The sequence below is a fragment of the Aquisphaera insulae genome, assembly GCF_011064615.1.
GTDB classification, from domain to species: Bacteria; Planctomycetota; Planctomycetia; order Isosphaerales; family Isosphaeraceae; genus Aquisphaera; species Aquisphaera insulae.
Window position 1 is genome coordinate 117,899 of sequence record NZ_JAALJH010000010.1, and the last position, 24,429, is coordinate 142,327.

Sequence of the window (24,429 nt, forward strand, 5' to 3'; positions counted from 1 at the left end):
TCCATGAATCGCGCCGGGGGCGAGCAACCTGACACGAATTGGCTCGACGCGGGCGCTTGGTCGGCGGATCGGCACTCGGCCGACCTAAGGAATCTCGTCGATCAGGCCCCCGGCCACTTCCCGGAGCCGGCGCAGCACCCGGGATCGCGCCGTATAGACGGCGCCCACCGACAGCCCCAGCTCCTTGGCCGCCTCGAGCCCCGTCGCCCCCTCGAGCGCCACCCGGCGGAACGCCTGCATCGTGGCCGGCTCGAACTCGATTTCCATCATCTCGAGCAGGCATTGGAGCAGGTGCCGGTCATGCTCCTTCTCCCAGAATTGCCAGAGCTCGCTCTCCGGATCCTCGAGCTGCCGCAGGGCCTCGTCGGCATCGGGGCCGCCCGGAGTCCCGACCCGACGGGCGGGCGACCTCCAGAAGTTGCAGCTATGGTTCATCGCGATCGTTCGGATCCAGGCCCGGAAGGCTCCTTCGCGTCCGCTGTGATTGAACGTCGGCAGCCCGTGGTACACCGCGACGAAGATCTCCTGGACCAGGTCATCCACGTCGCGAGCGGCGATCGACTGGCGATGGAGCCATCCGACGATCAGCGGCCGATAGAGCGTGTGGAGGTCGTCCCAGGCGCCCTGATCGCCCTCGCGTGCCCGGATCAGCAGACTCTTCCGCGTCACATCCACGGTCGAGCTCCTCTGCCCTTTGCTTGCCGACATGACCTGTGAACCATTATGGCGCTTTCATCGAGCTGCTGTAAGGTCCGAGAGGCCCGACTCGATTTCATGGTTGCCAGGCCGCCACGACCGGCCTTCCTGCGGCGAGCCCCGTCCGGGCCGCCAGACCTGGAGATTTCGCGTGTCGTCGGGGACGCGCACGCCGATGGATCGCCGCGCGTTCTTGCCGCGAGCCCGGCAACGAATGCGACCCCGCAGACCGTCCCGGTCGAGGGGAACTCCTCCGCGCCGGTCGTCGCATAAGGGGTCTCTCACGAGGTCGAATCCAGCCGGAGGGACCATCCTCCAAGAAAGGAGAGAGACGATGCCGCCCGCCGACCCCGCACATGACGAACCGACGATCGGGACGGCCGTCGTTCCGGATCGAGACCGGGCCGGGTCCGGCTCGATGCATGCGATCCCGGCGATCGTCGCGCACGGCATTCCGACGCGGAGATCGCCGCGGCGAGGGATCATCCTCGCGACGTCGACGCTCGCGTCGCTGGTCGCGGGGGGCATCTACCTCGCGCCCACGATCCGGCGGGCCGTCCAGACGGTCTCCACCGAGGACGCATACGTGAACAGCCATGCGACGTTGGTGGCCCCTCGAGTGCAAGGCCAGGTCGCTCGAGTGCTCGTCGACGACAACATGCGGGTGTCCAGGGGTGACCTGCTCGTCGAACTCGCACGCGAGCCGTACCAGGCGCAGGTTGACATCAAGGAGGCGGCCGTCGCGAATGCCGAGGCCGAACTCAAGGCGGCCGAGGCCCAGGCCAGGGGCACCCTGGGCCGGCTGCGCGGCCTGAGCTGGAAGCTCCAGATCGCGGAAGAGCAGGTCGACAACGCCGTCGCCCTGCTGGCATCCCGCGTCGAGGTCCTGAAGAGCCGAGAGGCGACCATGGAACGCGCCGGCTCCGACTATCGGCGGGCGCGGTCACTGCTGGAACGCGGGGCGATCCCCCGCGAGGAGTTCGAACAACGGCTCGAGGCCCTGCGCGTCGCCGAAGCCTCGGCGAATGAGGCTCGGGAAGAGGTCCTCGAGACGCGGGCCACCCTCGGAATCCCCCCTCGACCCGAGAAGGGGGACCTGTCCGACGTCCCTGCCGATATCAACCAGACCTCCTCCGGCGTCCGCGAGGCGCTCGCCGAAGTCGTCCAGTGCACCTCGCAGATCGGCCTCCCCTGGATACCCACGACGGCGACGCCGAGGCAGGTGCTCGCGGAGTTCGTCAGCCGCGACAGGCAGGGGAAGATCGATCGGATGATGGATCGCATCGTCTCCGAGGCCCCGGCCGTCCGGGCGGCGATGAGCCGGCGACTCCAGATGGTGCGCGACCTGGAACGGGCGAAACTAAACCTTTCGTACTGCGACATCCGCGCCGAGATCGATGGCATCGTCATGCGGCGCAACGTCAATCCCGGGAACGTCGTGGCGGAATGCCAATCCTTGATGGCCATCCGTTCGCTCACCGAAATCTGGATCGACGCCAATTTCAAGGAGACGCAGCTCGCCGACCTGCGGATCGGCCAGCGGGTCGAGATCGATGCCGACATGTACGGGAGTCAGAAGATGTTCCGGGGCCGTGTGAGCGGCTTCTCATCGGGGACCGGACTGACGCTCGGGCTCCTTCCCGCGCAGAACGCCACGGGCAACTTCGTGAAGATCGTCCAGCGGCTTCCGGTCCGCATCGAGCTGGAGAATTACGATCCCGAGCGGGACACGCTCTTCGCCGGGCTGTCGGTGACACCCTATGTGTTCGTCCATGAAGCACTTCGCGGACCCTGGGCCGGTCAGCGGCTCCAGGGACCCCGGTGCCCCGACTCCAACGGCTCGGAGTGAGGACCCTCGCCATGACCGGCTTCCAACCGCCCCGAGCGCCTTGGCGGCAAACGCCCGGCCCGTGGCTCATCGCCGTGGCCGTCACGGTGCCGACGTTCATGGAAGTGCTCGACTGCTCGATCACCAACGTCGCCCTCAGCTTCATCACCGGCGAGCTGGCCGCGGCCGCGAACGACAGCGAGCTGATCATCACCAGCTACTTCTCGGCGAACGCCATCATCCTGCCGCTCTCCGGCTGGCTCTCGACCTACCTCGGGAGACGACGCTACTTCCTGATCTCGCTGGCCGGCTTCACGGCCATGTCGCTGCTCTGCGGGTTGGCAACCAACCTCCCCACCCTGATCGTCTTCCGGACGCTCCAGGGAATCGCAGGGGGCGGCCTCCAGCCGTGTACGCAAGGGATCTTGCTCGACGCATTCCCGAAGGAGAAACGCGGATCGGCGATGACGGCTTATGCGGTAGCCATCCTGATCGCGCCGATCGCCGGGCCGTCCCTCGGGGGGTGGATCACCGACAGCTATTCCTGGCGGTGGCTCTTCTTCATCAACGTGCCGACCGGGCTTGCGGCGCTGGCGATGTGTGCCGCCGTACTTCGGGACCCTCCGTACCTGAACGAGCAACGTGCGGAATTCCACCGCGAACGACGCCGGCTGGACTTCGTCGGGTTGGGGCTGATCACGATCGGCCTGGGCAGCCTGGAGTTCGTCCTGAGCAAGGGCCAGGAATGGGACTGGTTCGGCGACCCATGGTTTCGGGTCCACGGGCTCGTCACGGCGGTGGTCGCGGCGCTTTCCCTGGCCGTCTGGTGGGAGTTGCGCGTTGATTCGCCGGTCGTCGATCTCCGTCCGCTGGCCGACCGCAACTTCGCGGCCAGCGCCGTCATCCTCTGCTGCGCCTGCGGGGTGCTCTGTGGCGTCTCCACCGTGCTGCCCCGCATGCTCCTGGGCCTCTACGGTTACGACGCGCTCAACACCGGGCTGGTGATGTCCCCCTCGGGGGTCTTCTCGCTCATGCTGCTGCCGGTCGTCGCCGGCCTGCTCGGCCGCGGTGTCGATGCCCGTTGGCTGGTCGTCGTCGGCACCCTGATCATGGCGGCGGGATGTTTCTGGACGGCGCAGATGAACCTGTCCATCAGCCCCGACCGGGTGCTCTGGCCCCGGGTGGTTCGAGGGGTCGGGCAGTCGATCCTCTTCAGCCCGCTCAACGTCGTCGCCTTTGCCTCCCTGCCGCCGCGCAGTCGCGGGGCGGCGGCCGGCCTGCTCGCCCTCCTGAGGAACGAGGGGGGGAGCATCGGCACATCCATGGCCAAGGTGATCTGCGAGCGTCGAGAACAGCTCCACTATGAAAGACTGGGGGAATGGCTCGACCCGCTCAGCCCGAACCTCGACGATTCCCTCGGCGTGCTCCGGGAGAGCTTCCGCCACTTCACCGGCGATCCTGCCGGGGCCGACTCGATGGCCTGGAAGGTCATCTCCGACGCCCGGAGTCAACAGTCACTCGCGATGGCAGACTTCGACTGCTTCTGGGGTTGCGGAGTGCTCGCCCTGGCGATTCTCCCGCTCGTGCTCCTGATGAAGCGTTCCGTGGCCGAGAGCGGTGCGCATGTGGCGGCAGAATGACGCTCCGGAGGTCCATCGCCGAGTGACGTGACGTCGGCAAGCCCGGGATTCACGTCCCCGAGCGGCGGCCGTCGCCGGCCCGTCGCATCGGCGAGGCTGCAGGCGACAACGAACCATACCTGCCGGTCGACGGCGAGTCCGCGGTTCGTCGTCGCGACGTCCTCTGGCGGCAGAATCCCACGAAGAGACCCGCCGGAATTCTTCCTGCCGATGTGGCCGGTCTTCGAGGCGGATGTCGGTAGAGAGGTGACCGCGGTGGCGACACGAAGTGATGAACGAGACTGGACTCGCTCAGGTCGCATCACCGCCGGTGGAAGCGGCCCGATATTCGGGCCCGACCGTGTCTCCGACCGAGTCCCGGGCGGGCCTCGGAAGTCGACCGACATCACGTTCCAACCACCATTTCGGAGAGGGAGAATCATGCTGACCCGAAACACCCTTGCACCCCAGGACGCGAAGGAGAGCGGCTACGTCTCGCGGGCCCTGGACTCGGCGACGAGCGGCCTGTTCACGGCCTTCCCCAGCCTCTCGGACGGTATCGTCGGGGCGGCCGGCGCCCGCGCGAAGGAGAGCGGCTACGTCTCGCGGGCCCTGGACTCGGCGACGAGCGGCCTGTTCACGGCCTTCCCCAGCCTCTCGGACGGCATCGTCGAGGCGGCCGGCGCCCGCGAGCGGCGGGGGGACGAGGACCGTAACTCGGGCGCGGATATCCCCGGCTACATCGGCCGTGGCGTCCGAGCCCTCGTTTGCTGACATCATTCGATGCCTGAGGCGCGGGCGTGGGGATGTTGCAAACCCAACCCCCGCCCGCCCGCCCACCACCCTCAGCTTGCCGACGGACAATCCAGCTACCGACCATCGACCACGACGAGGATCTCTCATGGAGCCCGCGTTGCTCACCTCGGATCATCCCCTGTCGGACGCCCAGGGCGGCGACGCGCCGGGGCGGATGATCGACACCCTGATCTTCAAGGTCGCGTCCCGGTGCAACATGAATTGTCGGTATTGCTACATGTACAACCTCGCGGACACCACCTGGAAGCTCCAGCCCAGGTTCATGTCCGACGAGGTCTTCTCCACGGCCATCGGCCGCTGGAGGGATCACGTGCGTGGCCGGGGAGCGAAGCATCTCCACCTGGTCCTCCACGGGGGCGAGCCGCTGCTGGCCGGGCCCGATCGGCTGGACCGCTGGATGACCCTGGCACGCCGCGAGCTGGACGACCTGGAAGTCCCCTTATCGATCGGCATCCAGACCAACGGGCTCCTCATCGGCGACGAGTCCTGCGAGGTGTTCGACCGCCACGGGGCCGCGATCGGGGTCAGCATCGATGGCGTTCCGGGGAAGGGGGATCTGCTCCGCATCGATCACGCCGGAAGGCCGACCGGGAGCCGCGTCGAAGCGAGGCTCCGTTGGCTCGTCTCGTCGCGCTGGCGCCACACCCTGGGAGGCATCCTCTCCGTGGTCAACGTCGAGTGCGACCCGATCGAGACGATGGAGTACGTGATGAGCTTCGGTTCCAGCACGTGCGACTTCCGCCTCCCTCTCTGCAACCACGACAGCCCGCCATCGCGCCCAGGATGGGACACCGACGGCACCTCGTACGGGCGCTGGCTGGCCCGGGTCTTCGACCACGCCATCGAGAATGACGTCCCCTGCCGGGTCCGGATCCTCGACGCGGTCATCAACGCCGGGGTCAACCGGCACGCCTATCAGAGCCTGATCGGCAATTCCGAACTCTCGCGGGCCTGCGTGATCGAGACCGACGGCAGCTACGAGTTCACGGACAACCTGAAGTCCGCACGCGAAGGGATAACGAAGACGGGTCTTTCGGTCGCCCGCCACACGCTGGACGACTATTGCAGGCATGCCGGGGCCTGGTCAGAGCAATACGGCCTGGGAGGCATGGATTCCCCGGCGCGGCGCTGTCGAGACTGCCCCGTCTGGAATCAGTGCGGCGGCTTCTACTACGCCAACCGGTTCCGCTCCGCGAACGCCTTCGCCAACGAGTCGGTGTTCTGCTCCGACCTGAGATACCTGTTCGATCATGTCAGAGCCCGCATTCAGGGGCGGTAGCGGCCGGCGAGCCCCTGACCCGGCGCAGGATCCCGAAGCCGGAATGATCGATACCCGACGGCTCGGCCCGCCAGCGGATCGGCGTCCAATCCGGTTCTCGAGCCTTCCGCACGGTTCGAATAAGGTTCCCGACGTCGCCGACGATTCGAAGGGCGATGGACATTCCTGGAAGGAGAACCCATGCCGGAGGGCCGGCGGCGACGCCGGCAGAGCGATGATCTCGGATCGGTCGGGTGGCTCCGTTACGCTCTGGATCAGGTCCCTCAAGGCCGGTGACGAACGGGCGGCAAGCTCGCTTTGGCGGCGGTACTTCGACACCCTGGTCCGATTGGCTCGGGGTCGACTCCGCAACGCGCCTCGGACGGTGAGCGATGAGGAGGACGTCGCGCTGAGTGCATTCCACTGCCTTTGCCGGGGTGCCACGGCCGGTCGATTTCCTCGCCTCGATGATCGAAACAACTTGTGGCGTCTCTTGACCACCATCGTGTCCCAGAAGGCCGTGGATCAGCGTCGTCAGCAGGGGAGGGCAAAGCGGGGTGGAGGGAGGGGCATCGTGGCGACCGATCTGAACCAGGACGGCGATCCCCTGGCGCTGGTTGCCGGCCGCCAGCCAGGTCCCGAAGTTGCCGCCGCTTCGGATGAGGATTATCAGAACCTGCTTCGCCGGCTCGGGGACGACGAGCTTCGTCGGATCGCGGCCTGGAAGCTGGAAGGCCGTGACAACGACGAGATCGCCCGTCGGCTCGGCTGCAGCCCCCGCACGCTCAGGCGGCGGCTCGGTGAGATCCGCGAGGCGTGCATCCTTGATCGCCACCTTCGGGGCGAATAGGATGCTCGCCGTCAGGTCGTTTCGATACCTGCTTCCGCCTCACGAGCCGCAGCGACTTGCCCGGCAGGCCGATGTCGCGACGGCGTGAGCCCTGTCGCGACCGGAGACGAGATGTCCCTCACCGACCTTGCCTGGCTCGCGGCGGCTGCATACGCCGTCCACATCCTCGAGGAGTTCTCTCTCGACTGGCGCAATTGGGCCCGGGCGGTCATCGGCCTGCCGGTCGAGTGGGCCGACTTCTACGTCACGAACGCGGTCGTCGTCGTCCTGGGGCTCGTGCAGGCGAACCTGGCGGCGACGCTTCCGATCGCTCCGCTCACCTACGCGGCCCTGATGCTGATCAACGCGACGTTCTTCCATGTCCTGCCGGTGCTGGTCAAGAAGGGGCGGTTCTCGCCGGGGCTATTCACCGCCGTGCTCCTGTTCTATCCGGTCGGGATCGGGGTCTACTGGCGGGCGTGGTCCGACGCTCGGCTCGACGCCGGGGGCGTCGTCCTTTCCGCCGCGATCGGCGCCGCCCTGATGGCGATGCCGATCGTGTTCCTGCGGATCAGGTCCCGGCCGTACTTCCGTCAGACTCGATCGGATCCTCTCGGGCCCGGATCGGTTGGGCCGGACGATCGAAAATCGCCCCAATCGGGGCCTTGACCGCCGGAGTCTCCCGCTTCACGCCCCGGGCTGGCGGCGCCGAAATGCCCGCGAAGGGCCAGGGGCGTGGTCGGGTGGCCGCATGTCGACGGATCGTCCTCCGTGGAGAAGCCTCGGGGCACGCGTTCAGTCGCGAGGCCCCGCCTGGGATCGTCGTCGCGCGAGGACCGACCCCGCGAGGATGGCGACCGAGAACAGGGCCAGACTGGACGGTTCGGGGACCGTGGCGATCACCCAGTTCGCGCCACGGAAGGCATCGGGAGTGGTATTCCATGCCGTCGGCGCGAAGTTGAACGAGCCGAGGTAGAACGGCGTGAGGGAATTGGACCAGTGGATCTCGTCGATGAGATGCGCACCCTGGGGGGCGCTCAACAACTCGAGGAGATTCTGAGTGGCGTAGCTGCTGGTCGGCGGCAGATAGAGCGCGGTCGGAGTCGCGACCAGTGAATCCTCGATGACGACGTTCGCGCCGCTGTCATTCGAAGTGAACGTCTCGCTGTAGCCCGCCTGCGAGACCGTCACCGACCACGACGTGATATTGCCCGCCGTCAGGTTGCCGATCGTGCCGTCGGTGGTGATGGTCCCGGTCACGGCGAAGCCATTCTGGTAGGCGGGAAAGTCCAGGATGTTGTAGGTGATCGACCCCGCCGAGGCGTGGTCGACGCTCCCGAGGAGGAGGAGCAAGCCCATGGCACACCGTTCGAAGAAACGTCTCATCTCAGCTCCTTGGTTCGAGTCCTGCACGCTTGGTAAACGGCCAATCCGAGAAATCCCACGCAGAAAGCCGGCAATCCGAGAACGCGGCCCACGCCGTCGAGGCCGGTCGTGGGAATCCCGAGCCATCCCGGCACGGGATGCGTTCTGTCACCCTGCCATCGAGCCCAGCCATCAACGATCCGGGCCGCTCCACGACCGATCGCACGCCTGATCTCGACGACCGGATGCGCGGCAGAGCAGGGGCTCCCGCGGCATCCGACCCATCGCCGCGCCCGACATCGGGCATCCCGAGCAAAAGCATGCCCGGAGCTGTCCATTCGGAGATCTCAATTCGTGGTGAGCGAACGGGCGGCGGCGCGACGGCCGTGTCGGGCAAGAGCTCGGGCGGCGAGGCACGCGACGACACCGATCCCGGCCATGGCGAGCGTCGACGGCTCGGGGACGGCGCCGGGGGCCTGAACCACGGCGATCCAATCTCCGTGGATTCCTTTTCCGGTGACGAGGTTGACCAGCAGGCTCTGTCCCGAATCCAAGTCCATGAGGGTATGGATCGCGACCCCATTTGCCAGACCGGTGATCTGGCCGCCAATCAGGATGCTGCCCGTTTCGGACCTGATCTCCTGGACGAGCTGAGGCGTGTACGTCCCGAGCTGGGCGAAGTCGGCGTCGAGGACGCTAAACTGGAGGATCGAGGCGACGTCCGAGGTTTTCCAACCCGCGTCGGGGAAGGCGGGAGGCTCCGCGAAGATCAGGGCCGCGGCGACCTCTCCCGGGTGGGGACCATCGCTCCCCTGGACGAACTCGTAGGTAATCTGACCGGCCTGTGCGGGGGTGACGCACCAGGCCAGTATCAAACCAAGGACGAATCGGCGGGCGGACATTGGACCGTACCTCTTCGCGAAAATGAAACACCTTGGGACAGAAGAAAACGCCTGTTGTGATTTCATCGGAGTTATGCGTCCGAGCGCAATCGAATTCCTCTCTGCTTCCTTGATCGGATTCGAACAGGATCCGGGCACCGATCAGGAGGCCCGTCCGTTTGTGTGGGCTTCGCGAAATCGCGACCAGGTCGCACGTACCGGCCTCGGTGCTCCGCCGTGGTCGAGGTTGGCCTTCGACAATGAAACACGGCAGGGGGATCGGACCTTACACGAACTGGAAAGAAGGTTCAGATTCGGCCCAGGACCCGCCCCGCGGGCCGTCGGTTCAATCGCGCCGGGGCGCCGGTGACGCCGGAAATCGAAGCCGCTGCAAGGGACGTCGATCGGCCCGTCCAGCGGCCCGATCGTTCCCTTGCAGCGTGGTGTCCGTCGCGAGCCCTCGATCGCGCGATCAATCGAGCAGGGGGGACGCGAACTTACTCGTCACGCCCTTGGAAGAGAGGAAGGACAATCGGGCCCTCCCGATCCGGGCCTCGAGCTTGGGATAGGCGGCGCCGGTGACGACCTTGAGACGGCTCGTGGACGCCGTTGAGGAGCTCGTCGGGCCGCTGGGTGACGCGGGCGCGTCCGGCTCCGATTCCGCACCGAGCGCCGCGATGACCGCGTCGAACGTGCCCGAGGAGACGGGTCGTCCCTGCGCCGCCGCCTGCAAGTTGTTGGTCAGCCGAAACGTGGCCATGCCCGCGTTGGTCGAGGCCCAGGTGTCGTAGCCTCCGATCATCCCGGTTGCAGTCGCGATGACGCTGGCATTGCCCTGAGCGTCGATCGGCGCCGGGTTCACGGTGAAGGTCGCCATCGTTCCGGGGCCAGGGGTGGAGAAGATGACGGCGCCTCCGGCAACCGGCTCACCGTAGGGGCTGGTGACATTGACACTCAGCGGGGTCGCGAATTGCGTGTTGATCTTGGTCGACTGATTGTTCCCTCCGGTGATGGCGACATTGAAGCCCCTGCTTTGGAAGGCACCGATGTCCGCGACAGAACCTCGAAAGAACCCGCGCTGGTCGTAGAGAGCACCCGAGCCGGCGCGGAGCGCGGGGCTGCCGGGCAGCAGGGCCATCGTCGGGGTCTGCCCGCCGTAGTAGCCCAGCGGGGCCAGCCGAGGGTTGCCGCCGATCAGGTTGAACGCTCCCGTGATCGAGTTCCCGGAAACGTCGCCACCATTGTTGCCGGCAACGATGGTGCTGGTGAGAGAAGTGTTCCCCAGGTAGTTCATCAAGCCGCCGCCGCCATTGCTGATGCCAGCCGAGTTCCCGCTGACGGTGACGCTCTTGAGCGACATCTTGCCCATGTAATCGTACAGGCCGCCGCCGAACGTCGAGGCCGTGTTGCCGCTGACGGTGGCGTTGGTGAGGTTGGCCGTCCCGAAGCTCATCATGCCGCCGCCGACCAGTGCGGAGTTGCCGCTGATCGTGACGTTGTTGAGCGTGGCCGTCCCCCGGTTGGCGATGCCGCCGCCGGCGGTGGCGTGATTACCGCTGACCAGGACGTTGGTCAGCGACAGGTTGGCGCCGCTGGCGTTGAAGATGCCGCCGCCGCTGGAGGTCCCTCCGCCGGGGGCCTGTCCGCCTGTCACCGCGAGGCCGGAGATCGAGGCCGAGCCGCTGACGTTGAACACTCGGCTGGCGTTGTTGCCGCTGATGGTCAGCAGGTTGGCCCCCGGCCCGGTGATCGTCGTGGTGGCGCTGTCCGCCAGCTCCAGCTCGCCCCCGGTCAGGGTGATGGACTTCGGCGTGCCGAAGACGCCGGGGTCGAAGGTGATCGTGTCGGGGCCCGCGTGCTGATTGGCCAGGTTGACCGCGGATCGGAGCGTATATCCGCCAGGCGCCGCGGCCGTCTCACCGGTCCCGGAGACGACCAGGTTCATGGTGCCCTGGGTCTGGAAGGCGCCGAGGTCGATCGAGGACCCGCGCGGGAATCCGCGCTGGTCGGTGGTCGGGGCACCGGAGGTGGTGCCAGCTCCGATCGCTGCGCTGCCGGCCAGCGGGGGCATGGTCTGCGTCGGCCCGCCGTACCAGCCCAGCGGGGAGAGCTTCGGATCGCCGCCGATCAGGTTGTTCGACCCCGTGTAGGGGTTACTGACGTAATACGCCAGGTTGCTGCTGCCGGTGTTCCCGGCCAGGATCGTGTTCGTCAGCACTGCAGAGCCCTGAGGGGCAAGCATCAGCCCACTTCCCAGCGGTGCCGTGTTCTGGCTGATGGTGAGGTTGGTCAGCGTGTTCGTTCCACCGGTGAGCTCGAGTCCACCGCCCCGGATCTGGGCGGAATTCCCGGCGAAAGTGACATTGCTCAGGGTGCGTGAGCCGAGACCGCCGATCAGACCGCCGCCAACAGGTGCGGAGTTGCCGGCGAAGGTGACGTTCTTGAGGGTTTCAGAGCCGTTACTCGCAGCAATCCCGCCGCCGGACGTTGTCGCCGCGTTATTGCCGAAGGTGACGTTGGTCAGCGTGCGTGCGCCGTTGGCGGTGAACAGTCCGCCGCCCGTCGGTGCGGTGTTGCCGTTGAAGGTGACGGATTCGAGGGAGTCCTGGCCATCAGCCGCGGACATCCCCCCTCCGTAGCCGGATGCCGAATTGTTGGTGAAGGTGACGTTGGTGAGCGTGCGGGAACCACTGACGGTATACATCCCGCCGCCATACAGGCCTGAATTGTTGGTGAAGGTGACATTCGTCAGGGTCGCGGAATTCCCGCCGATGAACAGCCCGCCGCCCTCGTGGCTCGCGGAATTCCCGATGAAGGCGACGTTGGTCAAGGTGGTCGTGCCGCTGGTACTGAAGATCGAGGCACCGCCTCCATAACCACCGGTGGAGTTGCCCCGGAAGACCACGTCGGTCAGCGAGAGACCGCTCCCACTGGCGTCGAGTCCGCCGCCATATCCGGAGGAATGGCCGCCGGTGATCGTCATCCCCGAGAGCGACGCTGGCTGGTCCCAGGTCGCGTTGCCGAAGACCGTGGAGGTGTTGTTGCCCTGGACGGTCAGCATGTTCGATCCCGGTCCGATCACGGTGACCGAGCCCGCGGCTGAGCCGAGCATCAGGGGGTAGTCTCGTGTCAGCGTGATCGTGCGCGGGACGTTGAAGACGGTCGGGTCGAAGACCACGGTGTTGTTGCCCGGAGTCTGTGCGGCCTGAGTGAGCGAGACGCGCAGGGTGCCGCCCACCCAGTCGTCGCCGAGGTTGTTGACCATGAATGTTGCCAGCAGCCGACGACCCTCCAGCAGCTCGCAACCCACGCGGCGGGTGCGAATGGTCCGGCGGACGCGGGGACTTAGGGTCCTGGAAAGCAGGGCGCGCAGCATCTTCGGGTCTCCACTCGGTGAAGGTCGAGAAATCAGGCGTCGAATTTCAGGCGGAACGGTCCCCCGCGCCCGGCCCTGCGGGCCGCGATGCGCCTGGTTGGCGGACTCGGGACGAGCCGGCAGCCGATCAGGGGGTGTGACTTCGTGGAAGCGAGACCGGTTCGCACGTCCCGGCCTCGTGGCCCCGCTTCGTTCGCGGCCGGCTCACGTCCAGGAATCGCGCCGGGAGGCGCGGACCTTACACGAACTGGAAGAAGAAAAGGCAGATGACGCCAGCGCGGCACGAAGCTGGCCGTGGGTCGAAGGTGCAGAGCGGACCGTCACGAGCTTTCCCGCCCGATATGTCTCGACCAGGAGCGACGCACCAGGCCGCCGCCAGAGATCGGGAAGATTCGCGGCGTGGACGGCCCGGGGAACTCGAGGTCCGGGGGCGTCAATCGCCGGGTCGACTTCGAGTTGGGCAACGTCGACGACGGCGGTCGCCCTGCACGAACTCGGTCCGCTCCGGCGGAGCTTCCCATCCGGGTGAGACGGTGGTTCGAGGGGCTGAGGATCCTCGCGGGCGGTCCGACGGGGCGCGACGGGTCAGTCCTCGTCGTCGGCCAGTTCGGCGCCGATATTGCCCGGGCCGTTGATGATTTGAGCGGCCTTCTCCAAGGGGACGCCGAGGCGGAGGGCGACCTTGCCGACGAGGAGCACCGAGCACTGGGCGCCCTGGGGTGCGTCCCCGGGCTTGTCGTCGGGCAGGCTCCGGGCCAGGAGCAGGATGTTGCCCGTCTCGACGTAGATGATCTCGTCTCCAACGCCGGGGAGTCGAATGAGCATGCTGTGCTTCCTTTCTGGGGTTTCATTCTTCGAATCGTCGTGGTGAGTGGGGCCGGGAAGTCAACGGCGGTCGATCGGACGGGTGGTCGCCTCATCGGTCGAGACCATCGACGAGCCATGAGAACCGGGCAGGCGCACGTTCGAGGGCACGGCACTCGATTTCTGCCGCCAGGAGCTCGTAGCGCTCCGGCTGGCGGCAGATGTAGTCCTGGGCCCTGGCCGCCTTGCCGGCGAGCGACCGTCGCTCCACGCCCCACGCTGTATTCAGGTGCCGGATGACCGCGGCGTAGTCGTGCGTCGTGTAGACTCCGGCCCGGAGGACGGCCGCCGAGTAGTCCTCGAACAGGCCCGGCGCCCGGCCGTCGGCCATGCGGGCGCCGGGCATCGCGATCAGCTTCCTGAGCGTGGCGTGGTAGGAGAGGATCATCCCTTCCGGGTCGCGCTCGAAGACCTCGCCGACGACCCTCGTGTAGAAGACCTCATGCCTCGCCTCGTCGGCCGAGATCTTGCGGCAGATCCTCGCGAGGTTACCCTCCCCGTTCGCCGCGGCGAGCCGGCCGAGCTTCGCGTGGGTCAGCCGTGTCGCGCGCTCCTGGAAGGCCGCGTAGGCCAGGCTCGCATAGTCGTCCCCTTCATTCCCCTGGGAGAACCCGTTGCGGATGAGATGCTGCACGGTCCGCTCGACCTCGCGCATCTCCACGCGGCCGGTGAGCCGCAGATAGGCGTTGAGCAGGTCGCCGTGGCGGTTCTCCTCGGCGGTCCAGCCGCGCAGCCACCGAGCCCAGGGCGTCTCGCTCGTGCCGGTGGCGTCGCGGGCGACCCGCTGGAGGGCGATCGCATAGTTCGGCAGGGCCTCCTCGGTGACCATGTTGCCTACGAGGACGACGAGCAATTCGGCGGGCAGCCGCGATGCCTCCTCCCGGAATGCCCCGAGTCGTTCGCGCCAGCCCTCACCGGCGAGGTCCGGCAGCAGGTCGGTCGGCTGCCAACTGGCCTCGACGGGCGTCAGCAGGGCCAAGGCGTCGCCGACGAAGTCCTGCAACCCTTCGATGATGCTCATGGGGCGATTACCGATGTGTCGGGATTGTAAGAGGGCAAGGGGCGGGCCAGGCGGAAGGCCGGATTGCGGAGGGCCTGGATCGAAGCCAAGGGCAAATCGGATTCCAATGGCGATGAATCGACATTCAAACCCGGATCGGCCTCGCGTCTCGGGGGAGAACCCCGACGGCGACGAGGGGAAATCCCTCCGTCGGTGACCGATAATCCCCATAAAGTCATAAAAACCAAAATTGGCGTGGACGTTGCTGGGTCTTTCGCCGGTCGCCACTGGAGGCGGAAGCCGACGATCAGCGTTCGGAATCGGAGCCGGGGAGATTCATGGCAGGCAATGTCGCGGAGCTGAGGGGTCGTGATCGCGCGGTGGCGGAGCTGGCCCGCAAGCCGGCCCGGCTCCCGGATCGCGAACGGGCCAGGACCGGCGATCCCGTCCTCCGGGAGCTGCGGCGGGCGGGGACGGAGCTGTGGCTCGACACGGGGAGCCTGGAGGAGGCGAGGCGGCTCTGGCGGCCCGAGATGTCCGCCCTGACCACCAACAACACCCTCGCCAACCAGGTCGTCCAGTCGGGGTCGATGGACTCGACGATCCGGGAGGCAGCCGGGACGATCCGGGACGCCGAGCCGGACGTCTCCCTCGACGCGCTGGTGCTCGACATCGTCTTCATCATCAATAGCCACATCGCCATCCGCCTCGCCGAGGCATTCGACGCCAGGGTGAGCGTGGAGCTGCATCCCGGCGTCGCCCGCGACATGGACCAGACCGTCCGCTACGCCCGGCGTTATCACGCCGTCAGCCCGGAGCGGTTCGTCGTCAAGATCCCCCTGACGCCGGAGGGATATTGCGCCGTCGCGCGGGTGCGGGAGGAGGGCATCCCCGTCAACTACACGCTCGGATTCTCGGCGCGGCAGAATTACCTGGCCGCCCTGCTGTCCAGGCCCGACTACGTGAACGTCTTCCTGGGGCGGCTGAACGCGGTCGTCGCCGACAACCGGCTCGGCGACGGCAAGTTCGTCGGCGAGAAGACGGCGCTGGCTTCGCAGGACGCCGTCCGCGAGATCCGCCGGGCGATGCCGGGTGTCGCCACGCGGCAGATCGCCGCGTCCATGCGGAACGCCGACCAGATGCTCGCCCTGGCCGGCATGGACGTCTTCACGATCCCCCCCAAGGTCCTCGCCGAGTTCTACGCGAAGGGGTACACGCCGGATGACGTCGGGTCGCGGCGCCGGGACGGGTACGAGGTGAAGCTCGGCGGCGGCACGGACAAGGGGAGCGTCGAGGTGCTCTGGACCATCGACGACGCGTTCAAGTCGTTCGCCGAGGAGTTGGCTTCTCGGGGCGGCGCGAACCTGACCGGCGACGACTTGCGGCGGGCCGACCGGGAGCGGGGCACCCGATTGTTCGCCGACTTCGACGAGGGCGAGAGGGCGGCGATCCGCGAGGGGGGCAAGATCCCCGACGTCGCACGGTGGCGCGGCCGGGCCTCCCTGGACGACCTGATGACCGAGGCGGCGCTCCAATCGTTCGGCGTCGATCAGGCCGCCTTCGACGCCTATGTTCGCAAGCTCATCGGGGCCGCATGAACGCCGATGGGGAGGGCGCCACGCCGGCGGGCGTCGCTGCCCGCACAGGAGGGGGCATGGAACGGACATCGGCTCGAGAGGGCGGGCTTGCGGCGGGCGACAAGTCGCTGGACGAACTCTGCATCGACACGCTGCGGATGCTCTCCGCCGACGCCGTGCAGGAGGCGAATTCGGGGCATCCCGGCCTGCCGATGGGTGCCGCGACGATGGCCTACGTGCTCTGGACGAGGTTCCTGAGGTACAACCCCAGGGATCCGCTCTGGCCGGACCGCGACCGATTCGTCCTCTCGGCCGGCCACGGCTCGATGCTGCTCTACAGCCTGCTCCACCTGACCGGATACGACCTCGGCCTGGACGAGATCAAGCGGTTCCGCCGGTGGGGCAGCCGGACGCCGGGCCACCCCGAGCGGGGCCACCATACTCCGGGCGTCGAGCTGTCCACCGGCCCCCTCGGCCAGGGATTCGCCAACGGCGTCGGCCTCGCGATTGCCGAGTCCTGGCTCGCGGCCCGGTTCAATCGCCCGGGGCACGCGATCGTCGACCATCACACCTATGCACTCGTCTCCGACGGCGACCTCATGGAGGGGATCAGCCACGAGGCCGCCTCGCTCGCCGGCCACCTCCGCCTGGGCAAGCTCATCTACCTCTACGACCAGAACCACGTCACCCTCGCCGGCGCGACCGAACTCTCCTTCACCGAGGACGTCGCCGGACGCTTCGACGCGTACGGCTGGCACACCCGCCACGTCCCGGACGGCGACGACGTCGAGGACGTCACCCGGGCCATCGAGGAGGCCCGTGGCGAGCGTGACCGGCCCTCGCTGCTGCTGGTCCGCACCCGGATCGGCCGCGGCAGCCCGAACAAGCAGGGGACCTTCGGCGCCCACGGTACGCCCCTCGGGGAGGACGAGTTGCGGGCGACGAAGCGGGCGATCGGCTGGCCGACGATGGATCGCTTCCACCTGCCCGAGGAGGCCGTGCGGCACTTCCGCGAGGCGCTCGGCCGGGGTGCCGGTGCCCAGGGGGAATGGAGTCGCTCGCTCGAGGCCTACATGGCCTCCTATCCCGAGGAAGGGGCCGAGTGGCGCCGCATCATGGGCGGCGAACTCCCGGAGGGTTGGGCGGACGGGATGCCCACCTGGAAGCCCGGGGACAAGCCGATCGCCACCCGCGTGGCGGCCGGCCAGGCGCTCAATGCGCTTGCCGCGAGGATCCCCAACATCATCGGCGGCTCCGCCGACCTGAACCCCTCGACCAGCACGGCGCTCAAGGGTCAGGGAGACTACCAGCCCCCGGACGTCGGCGGGCCGGCCACCGCGGGGTCGGTCGGGGCCGCCTGGGGTCGGTCGGGCCGCAACCTGCACTTTGGCGTCCGCGAGCACGCGATGGGCGCGGCCGTCAACGGCATGGCCGCCCACGGGGGCATCATCCCCTATGGGGCGACGTTCCTCGTCTTCTCCGACTACATGAAGCCCTCGATCCGGCTCGGTGCCCTGATGGGCCTGCATGCGATCTACGTCTTCACTCACGACAGCATCGCCGTCGGGGAGGACGGCCCCACCCACGAGCCCGTCGAGCAACTGATCGGCCTGCGGGCCATCCCCGGCCTGACCGTGATCCGGCCTGCCGACGCCAACGAGGCGGCCGAGGCGTGGGTCGTGGCCGTCGAGCGCGACTCCCCGACCGCACTCGCATTGAGCCGCCAGAACCTGCCGATCCTGGAGCGCGCGGATGCCCGCGAGCCCGGCGTGCACCGCGGGGCATACATCCTGGCCGAGGCCGCGGGCGGCCGGCCCGACGTGATCCTGATCGGGTCCGGATCCGAGACGTCCCTCTGCCTGAAAGCGCGCGAGCGCCTGGCCGCCCTGGGCGTGGTGGCACGCGCCGTCAGCATGCCGAGCTGGGAACTCTTCGACGCCCAGGAGGCCGCCTATCGCGATCGCGTGCTGCCGCCGGCCGTGCGGAGGCGGGTCACGATCGAGGCCGGTTCGCCCCTCGGCTGGGATCGATACGCCGGCTCGGAGGGGGTCGTCATCGGGATCGACCGGTTCGGTGCCTCCGCCCCCGGCGAGGAGGTCATGAAGCAGTTCGGCTTCACGGTCGAACGAGTCACCGCCGAAGCCCTCCGCCTCCTCGGCCGCCATGACGACGCCGCGAGGGAGGAAGCCGGCGGGGAGGAGACGGCGGTCGCCCCGACCGGGCCCCGGGAGGGGCATTCCTGAACGGCGACCGGGGCCACGCGGAACTCGCGGAACTCCCGCGGCCGTGAAGGGATCGAAGCGTGACGCGGTGAGAGCCATCGAATCGAACCGGTTGAGACGGGGATCCGGCTATTTTTGAATTGCAGCGCCGAACACCCCGCCACAGGTCGTTCGCACGCCGTAACGACGGCCGCGGCGCCCGTGTCGGGGGTGGCTCATGGCCACTCATCCTCGCCGTTGGCACGGGGCGGCATGCGTCGGACTGCCGGGGCGATAATCGCCGCTGGAGAGCGACACGGGATCAGAGATCGTGTTCCGATTCCAAAGCACCCAGTCGGGCTTCCGCCGGTAGCGTCCGACCAGTGGCATGTTTATCCTCCAGCTCACATACAGGCCCCTCAACGCGATTCGAGGAAGGAGAGGAACTGGACGCAGATGATCGCCGGCAAGGGTTGGTTCGCCCTGCTCCGCCTCTACGGCCCGCTGGAGCCGTGGTTCGCCAAGACATGACGTCCGGGGGAAATCGAGCCGGTGAAGTGAACGGTCGGCGGCGAGAGAACACGAAGGCCGCTCATCCGACGGAGGCCCGGCCGACTCGTCTGGAGCACCCGAGGAGCGGTGGCACGGTACGACCAGCGGAAGCCTCCCGACCACGGCGAATTCGAACCGCCGGAAGTTCCGCAGGGCCCGCGTGCCGCCGACGACGTCGGCGAGCATCGCGAGGGCGAGCCGGGCCCGAGCCGTCGTACCCCCACTCGAATCCGGCGGGCGACTTCCTCGCGAGGCCGAGCCGAAGCGGCAGCGGCCGGCTCGTCCCGACGTCGGCGTCCCGTGTCACGGTTACGCCTTGCTTGGTTCTCCGGCCTTCGTAGCGAACCCGGGCCATGGAGCTCCTTGCCAAATCATCGGATGAGAGTGGATGTATAGAACGGCTTCTCTAGGTCATAAAGGGCGTTATGACCTAGAAAGAGCCAGTGCATGCGTGCTTGATCTAGTTCGGCAATTAGGCGAATGGATGGTATGGGCGGTTGCTCGTCGAATTCAGTAGGTCACGCTTGAGAACGGCATAGTTCTCGACCGCTTTCTCTTCCCCAAGATGAACTAGAGTGGAGACCAAATTGACAGCATCCAAAGACCAAGACTTGTCAAGGATGTCAAAATCAACCCGGTAATACTGTTCGCCAAGGACATACCTCACTTGATTGTCCACGCCCTGGGCTTGCGAGGTGAACACCACGTCCAATAGACGAAGAGCCCACCAGCCCAGGCCGGGGCCGACCTCAGGGGGTGTCATGCTGTACTTGGGCTTGCCAGTTCCAATGGACAACAGCTGTACATCTTGCATGTCAAACACAGGGTCGATGCCTGGCCTGGTGCAGACTTCGCGAATCTTCAAGGCCTCGACGTAGGCGACCATGCTCGGGTTGTTGGCCCAGACCCCGCCGTCCGTATAAGCAGTCCCGGGCTTCATTACCGCGTGTGGAAAGTAAGTCGGTGCGGCCGTAGTCGCAAGGACGACATCGACGGCCGAAAGATGCTTGTCGCGGATAAAACCCGGCTGGTGAGGAGTTTTGAAGACGACCGTCTTCCCCGACACCAAGTCAACGGAAGGGATGACAAGCCTTGTCTTTGCGTCGTTTAAAGTCCGAGTCCCCAGTACTTGCTCAAGAGCCTGTTTGAGAACAACACCATCATATTTAGATTGACGAAACGCATCGACATCCAAACCGTAGGGGGCTAGATATTGGTTGGCAACAACGCTTAGCCGATTCAGTACCCATCCTGGAATGGGTAACGCATCCCTGCGGGAGAAGATTTGCGGACCATACTCCTGATAGAAATCGCGAATGCGATGGCAGGGCTCACCCAATGCGAGGGCCACGGCTATGATGCCGCCGGTGGACGTGCCGGCTATGAGGTCGAAGTATTCCGTTAAGGGATGCTCCAGCGTTTTTTCCAGCCTGGCGAGGAACGCTGCTGTAAAGGCTCCGCGAATGCCACCGCCGTCAAGGCTGAGAATACGGAAGGGTTTCGTTCCCGCCTCCGGTTGCACCGGCGGTTCTGATTCCGGTCCTTCCACGATTACCAAGCCTCCAAGGGGAATGTGTCGCCAAAGGCATTTCGATAACGCCCGACCGCTTCGGCGTCCGTCTGAGCCAAGATGCCCTGTCCGAGGTGTAGAGCGAAAAGCTCAAGTCGTAACGTGAACAACTCTAGGTAGTCTGTATCCCACCCGCGTGCTAAGTCGTCGCCAGGAATGGTTGGGTGCATGAATGCAAAGTGGGGCGGGTTCTTTATGCAGCTCACGGTGAGACGCACCATGTCATATAAGTATGCGGCGTCGTGTTGATATTGTGGATACAAGGGGTCTTGGAGGGGTGGCACATATCCGGCTTTCGGGATGTGCTTGCCGAGCATCGTCACGAGCAAAATCGATGATGGTGCACTTGCATATCCGAAACAATTATCACGCCATCGCTTCAGCATGCGGACTCCACGCACGAAGCGTCCGTCCCCTGAGGCGTCACGCCAACCTGATTGTGCGTCGAGAGTGTTGACCCAATAAACAAAGCCGTGCGGGTCGTTCGTAATCCAATCAAGCAGATCGCGGGCGGGGACCGCGTACGGCCGATGGCTACTCACCTCGGTCGTCGATGGGATGATATCGAGGTGGAAATCGCCCGCGTAGTCGATACGGGCACAGCGACTCTTCGGCTTCAATCGCTCAGCGTAATAGGCTCGATTCTTCAGCCGCGATATAAACCAATCTAGAATGGCTTTTGGTGTTGGGGTGGGGTTCCCGAAGCGGGCAAGCGAGAACGGATAAATCACATCCACGTCGAATTCGTCGTTCGCGATTGGGCGGATGGCGGTTCCAGTCGCGACAGAGCCTTGCAAGAAAGGCGGCCCTGTCATGGCGGCAGAGAGCTGTTCGTCATCTCTGCAAAACTTTTCAAAGGCCGCGACGGCACTGTCGATGCGGCCCCTTCGAGTTTGGTCAAGCTTCAACTGATTATTGAATTTGTTAAAATGAGCGTCGCACCACATCAGGTCCACTCCTCGAGGTCATCGTGCCGCTGAGCTTGCATCAATGCTAACGGGTAAGTGTCAGGCGTTCAATGTGGACGCATGTCCCATTTTCGAGAATCGCACATCCAGAACGAGGCTGTATGCAGTGATGCATCTAAAGTGGGATGGGCCTTCGGCGTTTTGGTCGTCGCACTGTCGCAGAGGGCTGTGGGCTCGGTTAAGCTTTGGAGAACGAGCGGTGGAAGACCTAAGAGAAGTTCTATCAAGAGATTAAACAATGAAGGATGGAGCCAGTTTTGCTGAACGCTTCGAGGGATGGTTCGCACGACCCATTGCAAAACTCGCAGAGTTGCCCGAGGGAGATGGTGCGTTCCTCGCCCTATCAGCGTCGCTCTTTCTATGTGAGCGGTACTATCGCACCGTTACGAACACGCATGAGGGAATTGGCGGCGACGAGGCATTTAAGGTCGCAGCAGCGAACGACTTCGGTATGCATGGTGATGAGTTCAAGCGATTCTGGAAGGTCTACCGGCATGGGATTCAACATCAAGGTATGCCGAAGCTAATAATTGACAATGGAGTGACTTATAAATGGAAAATCGATGATTCGTACGACGCTGTGACAAGTATTGATGTGATTGATGCGAACAATCGAGTGATTAAGCTCAATCCTTGGAAGTTTGCAGACCTAATGCTCAATAAATTCCGCTCAGACCCTGCAATCCTGAGCAATGCAACGTTGCATGCGTTTGCCGAAATCCTTAGCAGCTAGGCTCATGGCTCTACGGGGGATTGCTGGGAAAATCGGGTACGGAGCCACATCCGGCGTGCATATCTCGCGATGACTCAGAAGCGGCCTCACCTCTTCGCCATTCGGTTGCCTGTTGTCTTCGACGGTTGAAGCCCCTTCACGACCAGGCGGAGGGGTTCAAGCTTCTCCTCGGGCGAGATGCTGAACTGCTTCTCAAACTTCTCGATGGCGAAGGCTAAAGACTTCGCCAGGGCCTCCGGCGTCGCGGCTCTCCGCTCTGCCTCTGCCTCCTCCTCGGTTCCCTTCTCCGCCTCCGGATGGACTGCGAGGGCCCCGGGATAGCAACCCTCGGACCTCTCCGGCCGGTGCATGATAAAGGGAGTTATCATGCACAAAGCCCGTCCGCTCTTCGGGACGGGTGACTTCCCGAATAGGGAAAAATGCTCGTCGGCTTCAAACCTGACGCCGTAGCAAATTTTTGAAAGAATTTTCTGGAATGCCTGTGTGCGGCGTTGATAGGCTGTAGGAGTGTTCAATTCCACAACGCAGGTAGCGGGCACGCCCCGAAACCGGGATGGGTAGCGGAGATAAAGGGAATTATCTCCGGCAAAATCGGGCGGATAATTCAGAAAACGTTCAAGCAGGATTCATTCGCTTGATTTTGAACCTGGGGGCATCGAGCCTGAGAAGCCCGGTGTTCAACCTGCTCATCACGCCATCAGGTCAAGGGAATTCTAATGATGGACCTTCCAGGGCTTTTCATCGCTCCGGTATTTCACTTCAGCGATTTGAATGGGTCGACGACTCGACGGGTCCAATTCGGCGATGGAGCGGGTATCCCAATCGTCGGCGATTGGACCGGCACTGGCATCGACATGCCGGGCCTCAAAATCGGTGCCATCTTCCACTTCGGAAACATGGACGGGTCGACGATTCGACGCGTCCAATTTGGCGACGGGCCCGGGACCCCGGTCGTCGGCGACTGGGACGGCACCGGCACCGATAAGCCGGGCCTCAAAATCGGTGCCATCTTCCACCTCGGCGACATGAACGGCAGGACCATCAGGCGGGTCCAATTCGGCGACGGGCCCGGGACCCCAATTGTGGGCGACTGGGACGGCACCGGCACCGACAAGCCGGGGCTCCTCATCGGCTCAACCTTCCACCTCGGCGACATGAACGGCAGGACCATCAGGCGGGTCCAATTCGGCGACGGGGTGGGGACCCCGGTCGTCGGCGACTGGGACGGCACCGGCACCGATAAGCCGGGGCTCCTCATCGGCTCAACCTTCCACCTCGGCGACATGAACGGCAGGACTATCAGAAGAATTCGCTTCGGCGACGGGATAGGGACCCCGGTCGTCGGCGACTGGATGACATCAAACTTTACATTCGATGCCGACATCTCCGCTGCTAACCGGGCCCGCTTGATTGACAGGCACCGCTTCGCCATAGGACGCATTGGCGGATGCAACAATTTGTCCGCCGCGGAAAGAGAATCCTTGTTCAAGGCATACCAAAAGCCCATCCGCCACAGCACTCTCAATGAACCCGGCATAAATGCTAGAGCAACCATTGGAGGCTCTCATTTGCAGGTCAACTTCGGTGTACTCTTCCCTCAAGGGAATACAGAAATTTCACAAACGTTGATTCATGAAATGATGCACAGTGCGGGATTCACACACCCTGACCGCCGCGACCCGCCCACTGGAATGAGTTGTGCCAGTCCGAACCCGTCTCTGTTCGACTGTCCATTTGACAACGGCCAGTACTACGGTACTCCACCGCTTAGGGCGGAATTGTGCATCGCTGGGAGCCAGAGCCTCGCCTTAGGACTCATCACGCAGAAAGCAGGCCAAGAACGGTGCTCCATCAACGCAGATGGTGTTGCTACTCTGTACACAGAATTCTCTGACACGCTGGAAGTCGTCGGGGCTTCTGACGAGTCGTTTGACACGCTGGAGATTATCCGGGCATCCGACGAGTCGTTTGATACGCTGGAGGTCGTCCGGGCGACCGATGGCACATTTGAGACACGCGAAATCGACAAATATTGTTAGGTTCGGGGGCGGCATCGGACCCGCCGTTACCTTGTAATGTCCTCCAGGCCCTTTCACGACTTCGTGAAGGGCCTGGCTGGGTCTTCTTCTCAGGCGTGATAGCGAACTTTTCCACGCAAGCACACGGTCCGAGGTCTCGAGTGGTCGTCGCTCTCCGAAACATAAAGGCGGCTTATCCGATGGTCTCCGGGACTCAGCGTCCGGGGCTCGAAGGACACGGAACATTCGTCACATTCGACACATTTTCACGTCTGCGA

20 protein-coding genes are annotated in these 24,429 nt (G+C 65.1%); 10 read left to right on the forward strand and 10 right to left on the reverse strand.

All coding sequences use genetic code 11. The features are described from left to right. Positions 1 to 84: 84 nt before the first annotated feature. Positions 85 to 675, reverse strand: coding sequence for an RNA polymerase sigma factor (locus tag G6O54_RS08645; RefSeq protein WP_165223288.1), 591 nt, complete (start codon positions 673 to 675; stop codon positions 85 to 87). A gap of 355 nt (positions 676 to 1,030) precedes the next feature. Here G6O54_RS08645 and G6O54_RS08650 point away from each other — a divergent pair, with 355 nt between their 5' ends. From G6O54_RS08650 to G6O54_RS08675, 6 genes are all read left to right on the forward strand, one after another. Continuing rightward, the gene (locus G6O54_RS08650; protein WP_205678705.1) at positions 1,031 to 2,545 is read left to right on the forward strand and encodes an HlyD family secretion protein; all 1,515 of its coding nucleotides are present in this window, start codon (positions 1,031 to 1,033) and stop codon (positions 2,543 to 2,545) included. 11 nt (positions 2,546 to 2,556) lie between these two features. Then, positions 2,557 to 4,164 carry a DHA2 family efflux MFS transporter permease subunit gene (locus G6O54_RS08655; RefSeq protein WP_165223291.1) on the forward strand — a complete coding sequence of 536 codons (1,608 nt, stop codon included), beginning with the start codon at positions 2,557 to 2,559 and terminating at the stop codon, positions 4,162 to 4,164. Positions 4,165 to 4,584: 420 nt separating this feature from the next. Beyond that, positions 4,585 to 4,917 carry a hypothetical protein gene (locus G6O54_RS08660; protein WP_165223294.1) on the forward strand — a complete coding sequence of 111 codons (333 nt, stop codon included), beginning with the start codon at positions 4,585 to 4,587 and terminating at the stop codon, positions 4,915 to 4,917. Positions 4,918 to 5,044: 127 nt separating this feature from the next. Beyond that, positions 5,045 to 6,238 (forward strand): radical SAM protein, encoded by a 1,194-nt coding sequence (locus G6O54_RS08665; protein ID WP_165223297.1) that lies wholly within the window; start codon positions 5,045 to 5,047, stop codon positions 6,236 to 6,238. Between the two features lie 214 nt (positions 6,239 to 6,452). Further along, positions 6,453 to 7,067, forward strand: coding sequence for an ECF-type sigma factor (locus tag G6O54_RS08670; RefSeq protein ID WP_165223300.1), 615 nt, complete (start codon positions 6,453 to 6,455; stop codon positions 7,065 to 7,067). A gap of 111 nt (positions 7,068 to 7,178) precedes the next feature. Next, positions 7,179 to 7,715 carry an HXXEE domain-containing protein gene (locus G6O54_RS08675; protein WP_165223303.1) on the forward strand — a complete coding sequence of 179 codons (537 nt, stop codon included), beginning with the start codon at positions 7,179 to 7,181 and terminating at the stop codon, positions 7,713 to 7,715. A 126-nt stretch (positions 7,716 to 7,841) separates the two neighbouring features. Here the strand turns inward: G6O54_RS08675 and G6O54_RS08680 are convergent, their stop codons facing one another. The 5 genes from G6O54_RS08680 to G6O54_RS08700 form a co-directional block, all read right to left on the reverse strand. Then, positions 7,842 to 8,432 carry a PEP-CTERM sorting domain-containing protein gene (locus tag G6O54_RS08680; protein WP_165223306.1) on the reverse strand — a complete coding sequence of 197 codons (591 nt, stop codon included), beginning with the start codon at positions 8,430 to 8,432 and terminating at the stop codon, positions 7,842 to 7,844. 326 nt (positions 8,433 to 8,758) lie between these two features. Continuing rightward, complete coding sequence (locus G6O54_RS08685; RefSeq protein ID WP_165223309.1) at positions 8,759 to 9,313, reverse strand: PEP-CTERM sorting domain-containing protein; 555 nt, start codon at positions 9,311 to 9,313, stop codon at positions 8,759 to 8,761. Positions 9,314 to 9,764: 451 nt separating this feature from the next. Then, the gene (locus tag G6O54_RS08690; protein ID WP_165223312.1) at positions 9,765 to 12,668 is read right to left on the reverse strand and encodes a choice-of-anchor Q domain-containing protein; all 2,904 of its coding nucleotides are present in this window, start codon (positions 12,666 to 12,668) and stop codon (positions 9,765 to 9,767) included. 585 nt (positions 12,669 to 13,253) lie between these two features. Further along, complete coding sequence (locus tag G6O54_RS08695) at positions 13,254 to 13,493, reverse strand: hypothetical protein (protein ID WP_165223315.1); 240 nt, start codon at positions 13,491 to 13,493, stop codon at positions 13,254 to 13,256. A gap of 91 nt (positions 13,494 to 13,584) precedes the next feature. Continuing rightward, positions 13,585 to 14,553 carry an acyl-ACP desaturase gene (locus G6O54_RS08700; protein ID WP_165223318.1) on the reverse strand — a complete coding sequence of 323 codons (969 nt, stop codon included), beginning with the start codon at positions 14,551 to 14,553 and terminating at the stop codon, positions 13,585 to 13,587. A 317-nt stretch (positions 14,554 to 14,870) separates the two neighbouring features. On the opposite strand from G6O54_RS08700, the gene G6O54_RS08705 reads away from it, so the two are divergent. Together G6O54_RS08705 and tkt are read left to right on the forward strand one after the other, a co-directional pair. Further along, positions 14,871 to 16,130, forward strand: coding sequence for a transaldolase family protein (locus G6O54_RS08705; protein WP_165223321.1), 1,260 nt, complete (start codon positions 14,871 to 14,873; stop codon positions 16,128 to 16,130). 56 nt (positions 16,131 to 16,186) lie between these two features. After that, on the forward strand, positions 16,187 to 18,352 hold the full coding sequence (tkt, locus tag G6O54_RS08710) for a transketolase (RefSeq protein ID WP_165223324.1): 2,166 nt from the start codon (positions 16,187 to 16,189) through the stop codon (positions 18,350 to 18,352). A 550-nt stretch (positions 18,353 to 18,902) separates the two neighbouring features. On the opposite strand, the gene G6O54_RS38740 is transcribed toward tkt, so the two are convergent. From G6O54_RS38740 to G6O54_RS08720, 3 genes are all read right to left on the reverse strand, one after another. Continuing rightward, positions 18,903 to 19,217, reverse strand: a complete 315-nt coding sequence (locus G6O54_RS38740; RefSeq protein ID WP_369432130.1) for a DUF6166 domain-containing protein — start codon at positions 19,215 to 19,217, stop codon at positions 18,903 to 18,905. 117 nt (positions 19,218 to 19,334) lie between these two features. Further along, positions 19,335 to 20,411 (reverse strand): CBASS cGAMP-activated phospholipase, encoded by a 1,077-nt coding sequence (locus tag G6O54_RS08715; protein ID WP_165223327.1) that lies wholly within the window; start codon positions 20,409 to 20,411, stop codon positions 19,335 to 19,337. A 2-nt stretch (positions 20,412 to 20,413) separates the two neighbouring features. After that, the gene (locus G6O54_RS08720) at positions 20,414 to 21,379 is read right to left on the reverse strand and encodes an SMODS domain-containing nucleotidyltransferase (RefSeq protein WP_165223330.1); all 966 of its coding nucleotides are present in this window, start codon (positions 21,377 to 21,379) and stop codon (positions 20,414 to 20,416) included. Positions 21,380 to 21,638: 259 nt separating this feature from the next. Between G6O54_RS08720 and G6O54_RS08725 the strand changes: the two genes are divergently transcribed. Next, positions 21,639 to 22,133 carry a hypothetical protein gene (locus tag G6O54_RS08725; RefSeq protein ID WP_165223333.1) on the forward strand — a complete coding sequence of 165 codons (495 nt, stop codon included), beginning with the start codon at positions 21,639 to 21,641 and terminating at the stop codon, positions 22,131 to 22,133. A gap of 86 nt (positions 22,134 to 22,219) precedes the next feature. On the opposite strand, the gene G6O54_RS08730 is transcribed toward G6O54_RS08725, so the two are convergent. Beyond that, positions 22,220 to 22,648, reverse strand: a complete 429-nt coding sequence (locus tag G6O54_RS08730) for a hypothetical protein (RefSeq protein ID WP_165223336.1) — start codon at positions 22,646 to 22,648, stop codon at positions 22,220 to 22,222. Positions 22,649 to 22,849: 201 nt separating this feature from the next. Between G6O54_RS08730 and G6O54_RS08735 the strand changes: the two genes are divergently transcribed. Further along, positions 22,850 to 24,172: a hypothetical protein gene (locus G6O54_RS08735; RefSeq protein WP_165223339.1), complete on the forward strand. Its 1,323-nt coding sequence runs from the start codon at positions 22,850 to 22,852 to the stop codon at positions 24,170 to 24,172. The last annotated feature ends 257 nt before the right edge of the window (positions 24,173 to 24,429 follow it).